Annotated in this window: 10 protein-coding genes and 2 rRNA genes (1 of these 12 cut by a window edge); 4 read left to right on the top strand and 8 right to left on the bottom strand. The window is 61.7% G+C overall.

What is annotated here, in order from left to right; all coding sequences use genetic code 11:
* Positions 1-70: 70 nt before the first annotated feature.
* From BO996_RS03460 to BO996_RS03440, 5 genes are all read right to left on the bottom strand, one after another.
* Entirely contained in the window at positions 71-760 is a 690-nt protein-coding gene (locus BO996_RS03460; RefSeq protein ID WP_012202602.1) for an SPOR domain-containing protein, read from the bottom strand.
* A 20-nt stretch (positions 761-780) separates the two neighbouring features.
* Positions 781-2,478 carry an arginine--tRNA ligase gene (argS, locus tag BO996_RS03455; RefSeq protein WP_043825927.1) on the bottom strand — a complete coding sequence of 566 codons (1,698 nt, stop codon included), beginning with the start codon at positions 2,476-2,478 and terminating at the stop codon, positions 781-783.
* A gap of 54 nt (positions 2,479-2,532) precedes the next feature.
* Entirely contained in the window at positions 2,533-2,979 is a 447-nt protein-coding gene (locus BO996_RS03450) for a DUF2214 family protein (protein ID WP_071954004.1), read from the bottom strand.
* 107 nt (positions 2,980-3,086) lie between these two features.
* Positions 3,087-3,692: a DUF3016 domain-containing protein gene (locus BO996_RS03445; protein WP_071957015.1), complete on the bottom strand. Its 606-nt coding sequence runs from the start codon at positions 3,690-3,692 to the stop codon at positions 3,087-3,089.
* A gap of 28 nt (positions 3,693-3,720) precedes the next feature.
* Entirely contained in the window at positions 3,721-4,656 is a 936-nt protein-coding gene (locus BO996_RS03440; protein ID WP_013804758.1) for a LysR family transcriptional regulator, read from the bottom strand.
* A gap of 304 nt (positions 4,657-4,960) precedes the next feature.
* On the opposite strand from BO996_RS03440, the gene BO996_RS03435 reads away from it, so the two are divergent.
* From BO996_RS03435 to BO996_RS03425, 3 genes are all read left to right on the top strand, one after another.
* Entirely contained in the window at positions 4,961-7,153 is a 2,193-nt protein-coding gene (locus BO996_RS03435) for a malate synthase G (RefSeq protein ID WP_071954003.1), read from the top strand.
* A gap of 80 nt (positions 7,154-7,233) precedes the next feature.
* Positions 7,234-7,488, top strand: coding sequence for a cysteine-rich CWC family protein (locus tag BO996_RS03430; RefSeq protein ID WP_071954002.1), 255 nt, complete (start codon positions 7,234-7,236; stop codon positions 7,486-7,488).
* A 17-nt stretch (positions 7,489-7,505) separates the two neighbouring features.
* Positions 7,506-7,694, top strand: a complete 189-nt coding sequence (locus BO996_RS03425) for a 4-oxalocrotonate tautomerase (protein ID WP_012202595.1) — start codon at positions 7,506-7,508, stop codon at positions 7,692-7,694.
* Positions 7,695-7,757: 63 nt separating this feature from the next.
* On the opposite strand, the gene BO996_RS03420 is transcribed toward BO996_RS03425, so the two are convergent.
* The gene (locus tag BO996_RS03420; protein ID WP_071954001.1) at positions 7,758-8,426 is read right to left on the bottom strand and encodes a hypothetical protein; all 669 of its coding nucleotides are present in this window, start codon (positions 8,424-8,426) and stop codon (positions 7,758-7,760) included.
* Positions 8,427-8,525: 99 nt separating this feature from the next.
* Here BO996_RS03420 and BO996_RS03415 point away from each other — a divergent pair, with 99 nt between their 5' ends.
* The gene (locus BO996_RS03415) at positions 8,526-9,293 is read left to right on the top strand and encodes a class II glutamine amidotransferase (protein ID WP_012202593.1); all 768 of its coding nucleotides are present in this window, start codon (positions 8,526-8,528) and stop codon (positions 9,291-9,293) included.
* A gap of 153 nt (positions 9,294-9,446) precedes the next feature.
* Here the strand turns inward: BO996_RS03415 and rrf are convergent.
* A 5S ribosomal RNA gene (gene rrf / locus BO996_RS03410) occupies positions 9,447-9,559 on the bottom strand.
* A 124-nt stretch (positions 9,560-9,683) separates the two neighbouring features.
* Positions 9,684-12,290: ribosomal RNA gene (locus tag BO996_RS03405) — 23S ribosomal RNA — on the bottom strand; it runs 269 nt beyond the window's last position.

Below are 12,290 nucleotides of genomic sequence, written 5' to 3'. Positions count from 1 at the left end.
CCTCGTTCAATGCTGCAGGTTAGGAGGCAGGGGCCCGCCAAAAGTTCAGCGCTCTTGTTGCAACGCGCTTTCAGCGTGCGGCGCGCACCAGCGTGGACTCGACCCCGGCGCCATCGAGCTTTTGCTTGAGCTGCTCGGCATCGTCGCGCTTGGTGAACGGACCCACACGCACGCGGAAGATGGTGATGCCGTTTTGCTCGCGCTCGCTCACGCGCGCCTCCCACCCCAGCATGGCCAGCTTGGCGCGCTGCGCGTCGGCATCGCCCTGGCTGCGGAAGGCGCCGGCCTGCACGAAGTAGTTGAAGGCGGCGTCGGCCTTTTCTGCCTTTTCCGCCTTCTCGGCGGCGGCGGAGCGCGACTTGACCAGATCACCCAGCGGATCGGCCGAGCTCTTGCCATCGGCCTTGGTTTCGGGCTTGGCGGGCGGCTTGGCCGGGTCCACGGGTGCGGGTGGCGGAGTCACGCCTCCTGCCACGGCGGGCGGGGTGGGGGCCGTTGGTGCGGTGCTGCCAGGGAGGCTGGGCGTGACGGCGGCCGGTGGTGGCGGCGCCGGGTTCTTGCCCTGCAGCGGCGCGTTGGGGTCCCAGTTCTTGTTGCGCTGGGCCTCGGCCGCGTCCTGGTCGGCAGTCTTGCCGCCCTTGGAGAGAAAGGGCACGGGCACCTTGGTCACATAGACGGCGACGGCCAGGGCTGCTGCCAGCCCGACGATCATGCCGATGATGAGACCGATGACGGTGCCCCCACGTTGCTGTGTCTTCATAGATCGCTTGTCGCTCGAAGTTACATGCGTTGCGGGGCCGAGACGCCCAGCACTGCCAGGCCATTGTGCAATACCTGGCGCGTGGCCGAGATCAGCGCCAGTCGGGCGAGCTTGACCTTTTCGTCGTCCACCAGGATGCGTTCCGCGTCGTAGTAGCTGTGGTACAGCGAGGCCAGTTCGCGCAGGTAGAACGTCACGTCGTGCGGCGCATTGCCTTCTGCGGCCGAGGTCAGCATGGCAGGGTACTTGGCCAGCTGCAGCATCAGCGCCTGGGCCTGCGGGCCTTCCAGCGCCGACAGGTCCACGTCCTTGAGCGTGGCCGCGTCCCCCCCCCAGGCGGCCAGCACCGAGCAGATGCGCGCATGGGCGTACTGCACGTAGTACACGGGGTTGTCGTTGTTCTGGGCCACGGCCAGGTCCACGTCGAAGGTGTACTCGGTGTCGGGCTTGCGGGACAGCAGGAAGAAGCGCACCGCGTCCTTGCTGGTCCACTCGATCAGGTCGCGCAGCGTGACGTAGGAGCCGGCGCGCTTGCTGATCTTGACTTCCTCGCCGCCGCGCACCACGCGCACCATGGTGTGCAGCACATAGTCGGGATAGCCGGCAGGGATGCCCACGTCGGCGGCCTGCAGGCCGGCGCGCACGCGCGCGATGGTGCCGTGGTGGTCCGTGCCCTGGATGTTGACGACCTTGGAGTAGCCGCGCTTGAATTTCTGGATGTGGTAGGCGACATCGGGCACGAAGTACGTGTAGTTGCCGTCCTGCTTGCGCATCACGCGGTCCTTGTCGTCACCGTAGTCGGTGGACTTGAGCCAGAGCGCGCCGTCGAGTTCGTAGGTATGCCCGCCCGCAATCAGGCGCTGCACCGCGTCCTCGACATAGCCGTTGGTGTAGAGGCTGGATTCGAGGTAGTACTCGTCAAAGTGCAGGTTGAAGGCCTGCAGGTCCTTGTCCTGCTCGTTGCGCAGATAGGCGACGGCGAACTGGCGGATGTTGTCGTAGTCCTCGACATCGCCGTTGGCCGTGAATTCGCGGTCATCGGCCTTGACGGTCTTGCGGGCCAGGAAGTCGTCGGCGATGTCCTGGATGTAGGAGCCGTTGTAGAAGGCCTTGCTTGCGGGATTCTCGGGATCGATGGGCCAGCATTCGTCACCGGGCTTGAAGCCCTTGGCACGCAGCTGCGTGCTCTTGGTCAGCGTGTCGATCTGCACGCCCGCGTCGTTGTAGTAGAACTCGCGGTGCACGCCCCAGCCCTGGGTGGCATAGAGGTTGCAGATGGCATCGCCCAGCGCGGCCTGGCGGCCATGGCCCACGTGCAGCGGGCCGGTGGGGTTGGCGGAGACGAACTCGACCAGCATCTTTGCGCCACGGTCGGCCAGCCAGCCGAACTTCTCGGCCTGCTCCAGCACTTCGCGGATGATTTGCTGCTTGGCGGCGGGCTTGAGGCGGATGTTCAGAAAGCCGGGGCCGGCGATCTCGATGGCATCGACCCAACGCTGGAAGGACGGCGTGGCCTCCAGCGCAGCCTTGAGCTGCTCGCCCAGCGAACGCGGGTTGAGCTTGAGCGGCTTGGCAAGCTGCATGGCGGCCGTGCAGGCGAAATCGCCATGGGCAGCCACCTTGGGGGATTCAAAAGCGGCACGGGCACCGGCGCCGGGCGACAAAGTTTCAAGCTCGCCGGCCAGAGCCGCGAGCAGTTCCTGTTTGACGGAGAGCATCGGCGGATTCTACGTGGCAGGCCCACCCCATGCCGCCGGACAGGAAAACGGAGCCTACATGCCCCGCGCCCAGAACACCGCGACGACGGCGATCACGGGCACCACATGGGCCTGCCACATCACCCAGCGGCGCGTGCTGGTGACCTCGGCCGGCTGGGGCAGGCCCTGGCCGGCATCCAGCGCGCGGCGCCAGCGCCGGAAGGCCAGCGTGGGCTTGATCGACAGCAGCGCACCGACGACAAACAAAGTCATCTTCAGATGAAACAGTGGCTGCGAGACGTACCAGGACATGCCCTTGACGCCCCACACCAGACGGGCGATGCCGGTGAGCACCAGGAAGACCACGGCAAGGCCATAGATCATGTCCAGCCGCGCCAGACGCTGCACCACGGCGGCGTTCATCCACTCGCTGCGGCACAGCGCCGCCTGGCTGGACAGGAACACCACGAAGGTGAGGATGGCCAGCAGGTGGAGGCTGGCCAGGATGGCTTCTATCGTCATGGGGAATCCGTATAGAAATTGGGCCTCTTGGGCCAAGCGTCCATTACGCCAGAAACGGGGACTGCCATCGTGATGTCCGAGGCAATCGGTAGACCACTGCGGTCCGGTCAGCGCCCCAGTTCCGCGCGCACCCAGTCGTCCAGCAGCGTCTTTTCGTAGCGCAGGGGATCGTTGGGATAGAGGTCCGGGCGCATCATGAAGCTGGCGTCGCGCAGCTGGCGGCTGCCTTCTCGCAGCAGCTTTCCATCGGCTCCCAGCAGCTTGAAGCGCAGGTCGATGCGCGGTGGGTAGATGTCGCGCACGATGCGCACATCGGCAGCCTGGGGCCCGCGCCAGGGCTCGAAGCCGCCTGCGCGCTGCACATCGGTGAGGTGAACTTCAAGCCGCTGGCCCTGGGGCAGCCTGGGCGCGGCACGCTCGGCCAGGAACTGGGCCAGCGCATCGACCCAGGCGCGGCGCGCCTTCTCGGACTCCTGGGGTCCGTTGCGCCCGGCGTCGAACCGAGAGGGATCGTCAAAGGTCACGCTCACGATGCCGGCAGGCACCGCACCCTGCCGCATCCCGTCCGGCCGGCCCTGCCCCGGACCCTGGACGGCGCAGCCTGCCACCATGCCCAGGCAGGCGGCTCCCAGCGCCATGCGCATCCAGCGCCGCCGTCCTGGGGCCGCGCCCTGCGTTGCGGATACCGCTTTCGTCGCTATCGACACTGCCATGCTCATTCCTCCTTGCTGGGCGGCCCGCTCAGGCCGCGTGGGTACGCCGCCAGAAATCCGGCTGCTCGTAGTGGTGCTTGAGATAGTCAATCCACAGCCGCACACGCAGCGGCATGTGCTTGCGCTGGGGAAAGACGACAAAAATGCCATTGGGCGGCGCCGCGAATGTTTCGAGCACGGCCACCAGGCGGCCCGAGGTGATCTCGGCCTCGACCTCCCAGGTGCTGCGCCAGGCGATGCCCCAGCCGCCCAGGCACCAGTCGTGCAACACCTGGCCATCGGAGCAGTCCAGCGGGCCGCCCGGCTTGAAGTGCACGACCTCGCTGGTGCCGCTGTCGGGATGGGGGATGCGGAAGGCCCAGCCACGCGTCTGCGAAGCGTCGCTGGACAGCGTCAGGCAGTCGTGCTGGGTCAACTCGCTGGGGTGGCGCGGCGTGCCCCGGCGCTCCAGATAGGCTGGCGTGGCCACGCACTGGCGCCGGTTGTCGGCAATGCGCACGCTGACCAGGGCCGAGTCGGGCAGATCGCCCACGCGCACCGCGCAGTCAAAGCCTTCGCCGGCCAGATCGACCACGCGGTCGCTGAGGTTCAGGGAAATCGTCACATCCGGGTGCAGATCCCGAAAGAGCGGCACCAGGGGCGCCACGTGCCGCCTGCCAAAGCCCGCCGGCGCCGTGATGCGCAGGTGGCCCGTGGCCTTGACCCCGCCCGCGCTGACACTGGCCTCGGCGTTGGACACATCGGACAGCAGGCGCTGGCAATCCTCGAGAAAGGCGCTGCCCTCATGCGTGAGGGAGATGCGCCGCGTGGTGCGCACCATGAGCTTGACGCCCAGGTGCTCTTCCAGGGCATCGAGGCGCCGCCCCATGATGGCCGGCGCCACGCCTTCCGCCTTGGCCGCTGCCGTGAGGCTGCCGCGCGTTGCCACCGATACGAATGACTCGAATGCCTTGAGCTTGTCCATGACCGCTGTCCGTTTCTTTTCCGTGTTCTTGTGGGGTATGCGACCGCACACCCGTCTCCTGTGACTCGCCTTTTTGCATAGTGGGCACTGGCTGTCCTCCATGTGCACCATGCATAGGGCTGCGCACCAAAGCCGGCCGGTTTTGGCGCGCGCATAACCTTCCCACATTTTTGCGTAAAAGTCACGAGTTTTAAGATTTATGGTCTATTTATGTACGCAAATAAATCTAATAAAGTATTCCTTATAGTCAGGCCCGAAAAGGGTCTGCCAAGCCTTTCCATCCATCCAACCCAGGGTTCCCACCATGACCGATCGCACCCAAGCCCACAGCCTGCAGGTCGCTACAGAGCTGCACCGTTTCATCAATGAACAAGTGCTCCCGGGCACCGGTGTCGCTCCCGAGGCGTTCTGGAAAGGCTTCGACGCGATCGTCAACGATCTGGCTCCTCGCAATGCCGCCCTGCTGGCCGAGCGCGACCGCCTGCAGACCGAGCTGGACACCTGGCACAAGGCCCATCCCGGCCCCATCACCGACATGGCCGGCTACCAGCAGTTCCTGACGCAGATCGGCTATCTGGTCGAGCAGCCCAAGGATGCCAAGGCCACCACCACCAATGTGGATGCGGAACTGGCCATCCAGGCCGGTCCCCAGTTGGTCGTGCCCATTCTCAACGCCCGCTATGCGCTGAACGCCGCCAACGCGCGCTGGGGTTCGCTGTATGACGCGCTGTACGGCACGGACGCCATCGGCGAAGACGGCGGCGCGGAAAAGGGCAAGGGCTACAACCCCGTGCGCGGCGCCAAGGTGATCGCCTTCGCACGTGATTTCCTGGACCAGGCAGCCCCGCTGGCCTCGGGCTCGCACAAGGATGCCGCCGGCTATCGCGTGGAAGCTGGCCAGCTGGTCGTCGCGCTCAAGAGCGGCGGCACCACGGGCCTGAAGAACACCGCCCAGTTCGTCGGCTACCAGGGTGATGCCGCAGCGCCCTCTTCCGTGCTGCTGCTCAACAACGGCCTGCACATCGACATCCGCATCGACAAGACCACGGCCATCGGCCAGACCGATGCCGCCGGCGTGGCCGACGTGGTGGTCGAAGCCGCCCTGTCCACCATCCTGGACCTGGAAGACTCCGTGGCCGCCGTGGATGCCGAGGACAAGGTTGTCGGCTATGCCAACTGGCTGGGCATCCTCAAGGGCACGCTGACCGAAACCTTCGACAAGGGCGGCAAGAGCATGACGCGCGGCCTGAACGCCGACCGCGAGTACACGGGCGCCGATGGCAAGTCCGTCAAGCTGCATGGCCGTTCGCTGATGTTCGTGCGCAATGTCGGCCACCTGATGACCAATCCGGCCATCCTCTGGGGCAACGGCAAGGAAATCCCCGAGGGCATCCTGGACGCCATGGTCACCACGGCCATCGCCGTCCACGACATCAAGGGTCTGGGCGCCAACGGCATCCGCAACTCGCGCACGGGCAGCGTCTACATCGTCAAGCCCAAGATGCACGGCCCCGCGGAAGCCGCCTTCGCCAGCGAGCTGTTTGGTCGCGTGGAAAAGGTCCTGGGCCTGCCCGAGAACACCGTCAAGCTGGGCATCATGGACGAGGAGCGCCGCACCAGCGTCAACCTCAAGGCCTGCATCGCCGCCGCCGCATCGCGCGTGGCCTTCATCAACACCGGCTTCCTGGACCGCACGGGCGACGAAATGCACACCGCCATGTATGCCGGCCCCATGGTCCGCAAGGCCGACATGAAGGGCAGCGCCTGGCTGGCCGCCTATGAGCGCAGCAACGTGCTCGTGGGCCTGGGCCTGGGCCTGCGCGGCAAGGCGCAGATCGGCAAGGGCATGTGGGCCATGCCCGACCTGATGAAGGCCATGCTGGAGCAAAAGATCGGCCACCCCAAGGCCGGCGCCAATACCGCCTGGGTGCCCTCGCCCACGGCCGCCACACTGCACGCCCTGCACTACCACCAGGTCAACGTGGCCGAAGTGCAAAAGCAGCTGGAGCAGACCAATGCCGACGCCGAGCGCGCCACCATCCTGGCCGACCTGCTGCAGGTGCCCGTGGTCAAGGAAGACAAGTGGAGCGCCGCCGAGAAGCAGCAGGAGCTGGACAACAACGTCCAGGGCATCCTCGGCTACGTGGTGCGCTGGGTGGACCAGGGCGTGGGCTGCTCCAAGGTGCCCGACATCCACAACGTGGGCCTGATGGAAGACCGCGCCACGCTGCGCATCTCCAGCCAGCACATCGCCAACTGGCTGCAGCACGGCATCGTGACCGAGGCCCAGGTGCGCGAGACCTTCGAGCGCATGGCCGCCGTGGTCGACCAGCAGAACGCGGGCGATGCGCTGTACAAGCCCATGGCCGGCCACTTCGACACCTCGATGGCCTACCAGGCCGCCTGTGACCTGGTCTTCAAGGGCAAGGAGCAACCCAGTGGCTACACCGAGCCCCTGCTGCATGCCTGGCGCCTGAAGGTCAAGGCAGCCGCCTGACATCTGGCGTCGCCCAACGCTGCAAAAGCACCCAGGCTTGCCTGAGGTGCTTTTTTCATGGATCTACACTCAGAACCACGATGAGTGCCCCTCCCTCCGATGCCAGCCTGTGTCCGCTGTGCGGCCGCAGCAATCAATGCGCCATTCTTGCGGGCGTTGATCCGCTGAGTTGCTGGTGCATGGACACGCCAGTGGCACCCGATGCACTGGCCCGCATTCCGGAGCCCCTGCGCAACAAGGCCTGCCTGTGCCCCGCCTGCGCGCTTGGCACCGACAAGCCTCGACCGCCCGCGTCGGCCGATATGATGTCGCCGACCCAACCCCCTAGAACTTGATCCCTGAGGAGATTGACATGCCCACGTACCACGTCGAAATGATGGAAGGCCGCACCGTCGAACAAAAGCGCAAGCTGGTCGAAGAGATCACGCGCGTCTCGGTCGAAGTCCTCGGTGGCTCGCCCGAATCGGTGGACATCCTGATCACCGACATCAAGCGCGAAAACTGGGCCACGGGCGGCAAGCTCTGGTCCGAACGCAGCTGAGGATCTTTCGCTCAATGCATGCAAAAGGCAGCTTTGGCTGCCTTTTTTCATGAAACCTGGTCTTTAATCCCGTATTTTCATGAGTGCCTGCAGTGCACTCCCAGCCACCGTCCAGGGCACAGGCATGGAGGCATCTGGCTTCCAGTGCCTGGCAACACCATCCATGGACACCTGGGTCAGGGCCACCTGGGTGGCACCGGCAGCATGGGCCTGAACAGCCGCATCGGCCATGCACGCCACATAGCCGGCGACATCACCACTGCGAAAAAGAGCCCAGGCCCCTTCAACACACTGCAGCTGGATGCGTTGATCTGCGTTGCCTTGCTGCAGTTCTCCCATGAACAGATTGCGCGTGGCTTCGTACGTCGTGGGAGCGGCGCACAGCAGTGCAATGCGCGATTCGGGGTCACTTTGCAAGGCAGCGGCCACCTTGCGGGCCAGCATGCCATCGGCACGCCAGACCTTGCCACTGCGGCAATCCGCCACGGCCGGGCCCAGGGTCGAGCAGGTCAGCAGCACGGCATCGATATCGGCAGGGTCTGCCAGCGCATCGAGCTGCCCTGCCGTTTTCTGCCGAAGCGACGCATTCATGCCACCTGCAGCCTCCGCCTCCAACAGCAGTTCCTCATGCACCTGATGAACGATTGAGTGGGCCGACCAGCCCAGTTCGGCAGCAGCCTGCTCGAAGATCACGGCGTTGCTGTGCGCCGTATGCAGACAGAGGATGGGCATGGGTATGTTCCGTTTTTTTGCCGTTGCCCCGCATTGTGCTTGCAGCTGCCGCGCCAGGCGTTAGGCTATGGCTTGAACTACGCAAACAACGATACCGCCATGTGCCAGCTGCTTGGAATGAACTGCAACACGCCCACCGACGTGCGCTTCAGCTTTTCGGGGTTCACCCAGCGGGCGGGTAATACCGGCGACCATACGGACGGCTGGGGCATCGCCTTCTTCGAGGACAAGGGCCTGCGCCACTTCGTCGGCTACGAGCGCGCCATCGACTCGCCCATCGCCAAGCTGATACGCGAGTACCCGATCAAGAGCCGCAACGTCATCGCCCACATCCGCAAGGCCACGCAGGGCGCGGTAAGCCTGCAGAACTGCCACCCCTTCGTGCGTGAACTGTGGGGCCGCAACTGGGTCTTTGCCCACAACGGAGATCTCAAGGGCTTCGCTCCCAAACTGCATGCCCACTTCCATCCGGTAGGCAACACCGACAGCGAGCAGGCCTTCTGCTGGATTCTTCAGGAGCTCTGGAAGTCCCATGCCGGCCTGCCCAGCGTGCAGGAACTCACGCATACGCTGCGCGAACTGGCCAGGCGCATCTCGCCACACGGCACCTTCAACTTCCTGCTGTCCAACGGCGAAGCGCTGTGGGCCCATGCCACCACACACCTGTGCTACATCGAGCGTCGCCACCCCTTTGCCCAGGCCCATCTGTCGGATGAGGACCTGACCGTGGACTTCGCCCGAGAGACCACACCACAGGACCGTGTGGCCATCATCGTCACAGCACCGTTGACCAAGAATGAAACCTGGACCTCGATCCAGTCGGGCGAACTCAAGGTCTTTGTACAGGGCGAATGCCTGCCGCTCTGAACCATTGCACGTTCAGGATCTAAAAAGAGAGCGCGTCAGCGCTCTCTTTTTTTGGGATGTCCGTTTTGGCTGTTCAGCCTGTTTCTCCATTTCCTGCAGCCCAATGCAAAAAACCCCGTAGCTTTGGGCTACGGGGTTTCTTGGGCTGTAAGAGCCTGACGATGACCTACTTTCACACGGGAACCCGCACTATCATCGGCGCAAAGTCGTTTCACTGTCCTGTTCGGGATGGGAAGGAGTGGTACCAACTTGCTATGGTCATCAGGCATAACTTGTTGTCATGCTGCTCATGGAGCAACACAACGAATTCATAGAGTCTGTAATCAGCTTTGTATTTTGACTGCGCCTTACTTGGCATAACCACCTTGATGATCACGTCATCAAAGTTATAGGGTCAAGCCTCACGAGCAATTAGTATCAGTTAGCTTAACGCATTACTGCGCTTCCACACCTGACCTATCAACGTCCTGGTCTTGAACGACTCTTCAGGGGGCTCAAGGCCCCGGCAGATCTCATCTTGAAACGAGTTTCCCGCTTAGATGCTTTCAGCGGTTATCTCTTCCACACTTAGCTACTCGGCAATGCCACTGGCGTGACAACCGATACACCAGAGGTGTGTCCACTCCGGTCCTCTCGTACTAGGAGCAGGCTTCCTCAAATCTGCAGCGCCCACGGAAGATAGGGACCAAACTGTCTCACGACGTTTTAAACCCAGCTCACGTACCTCTTTAAATGGCGAACAGCCATACCCTTGGGACCGACTACAGCCCCAGGATGAGATGAGCCGACATCGAGGTGCCAAACACCGCCGTCGATATGAACTCTTGGGCGGTATCAGCCTGTTATCCCCAGAGTACCTTTTATCCGTTGAGCGATGGCCCTTCCATACAGAACCACCGGATCACTATGTCCTGCTTTCGCATCTGCTCGACTTGTCAGTCTCGCAGTTAAGCACGCTTATGCCATTGCACTATCGTCACGATGTCCGACCGTAACTAGCGTACCTTCGAACTCCTCCGTTACGCTTTGGGAGGAGACCGCCCCAGTCAAACTGCCTACCATGCACTGTCCCCGATCCCGATAAGGGACCTGGGTTAGAACCTCAAACGCACCAGGGTGGTATTTCAACGTCGGCTCCATGAGAACTAGCGTCCTCACTTCAAAGCCTCCCACCTATCCTACACAGATCCGTTCAAAATCCAATACAAAGCTACAGTAAAGGTTCATGGGGTCTTTCCGTCTTTCCGCGGGGAGATTGCATCATCACAAACATTTCAACTTCGCTGAGTCTCTGGAGGAGACAGTGTGGCCATCGTTACGCCATTCGTGCAGGTCGGAACTTACCCGACAAGGAATTTCGCTACCTTAGGACCGTTATAGTTACGGCCGCCGTTTACTGGGACTTCAATCAAGAGCTTGCACCCCATCATTTAATCTTCCAGCACCGGGCAGGCGTCACACCCTATACGTCCACTTTCGTGTTTGCAGAGTGCTGTGTTTTTATTAAACAGTCGCAGCCACCGATTTTTTGCAACCGCTTTGGGCTCCCTTTGTTCAAGTTCACCTACTTGCGGCATACCTTCTCCCGAAGTTACGGTATCAATTTGCCGAGTTCCTTCTCCAGAGTTCTCTCAAGCGCCTTAGAATACTCATCTCGCGCACCAGTGTCGGTTTGCGGTACGGTCGTGTGTAGCTGAAGCTTAGTGGCTTTTCCTGGAAGCAGGGTATCACTCACTTCGTCTGCAAGCAGACTCGTTATCACCCCTCATCTAAGCCCGGCGGATTTGCCTACCAGGCACGACTACAGGCTTGAACCAACATATCCAACAGTTGGCTGAGCTAACCTTCTCCGTCCCCACATCGCACTACACATCGGTACAGGAATATTGACCTGTTTCCCATCAGCTACGCATCTCTGCCTCGCCTTAGGGGCCGACTCACCCTACGCCGATGAACGTTGCGTAGGAAACCTTGCGCTTACGGCGAGGGGGCTTTTCACCCCCTTTAACGCTACTCATGTCAGCATTCGCACTTCTGATACCTCCAGCACCCGTTACCAGGCACCTTCACAGGCTTACAGAACGCTCTCCTACCACTTGCAATAAATTGCAAATCCGCAGCTTCGGTAACTGGCTTAGCCCCGTTACATCTTCCGCGCAGGACGACTCGATCAGTGAGCTATTACGCTTTCTTTAAATGATGGCTGCTTCTAAGCCAACATCCTGACTGTTTTAGCCTTCCCACTTCGTTTCCCACTTAGCCAATTTTAGGGACCTTAGCTGGCGGTCTGGGTTGTTTCCCTCTTGAGTCCGGACGTTAGCACCCGGTGCTCTGTCTCCCAAGCTGTACTCTGCGGTATTCGGAGTTTGCATAGGTTTGGTAAGTCGCCATGACCCCCTAGCCTAAACAGTGCTCTACCCCCGCAGGTAATACTTGAGGCACTACCTAAATAGTTTTCGGAGAGAACCAGCTATTTCCAAGTTTGTTTAGCCTTTCACCCCTATCCACAGCTCATCCGCTAGTTTTGCAACACTAGTCGGTTCGGACCTCCAGTACCTGTTACGGCACCTTCATCCTGGCCATGGATAGATCACTTGGTTTCGGGTCTACACCCAGCGACTGGACGCCCTATTCGGACTCGATTTCTCTACGGCTCCCCTATTCGGTTAACCTTGCCACTGAATGTAAGTCGCTGACCCATTATACAAAAGGTACGCAGTCACCCTTGCGGGCTCCTACTTTTTGTAAGCATGCGGTTTCAGGATCTATTTCACTCCCCTCCCGGGGTTCTTTTCGCCTTTCCCTCACGGTACTGGTTCACTATCGGTCGATGATGAGTATTTAGCCTTGGAGGATGGTCCCCCCATATTCAGACAGGGTTTCTCGTGCCCCGCCCTACTTTTCTCTAGCTCAGTACCACCAGTCGGTTTTCACATACAGGGCTATCACCTACTATGGCCGGACTTTCCATTCCGTTTTGTTAACCGTCTGACTATC

It is taken from the genome of Delftia sp. HK171, assembly GCF_001886655.1.
Taxonomy (GTDB): Bacteria; Pseudomonadota; Gammaproteobacteria; order Burkholderiales; family Burkholderiaceae_C; genus Comamonas; species Comamonas acidovorans.
This window is presented reverse-complemented; position numbering and strand designations above follow the sequence as displayed.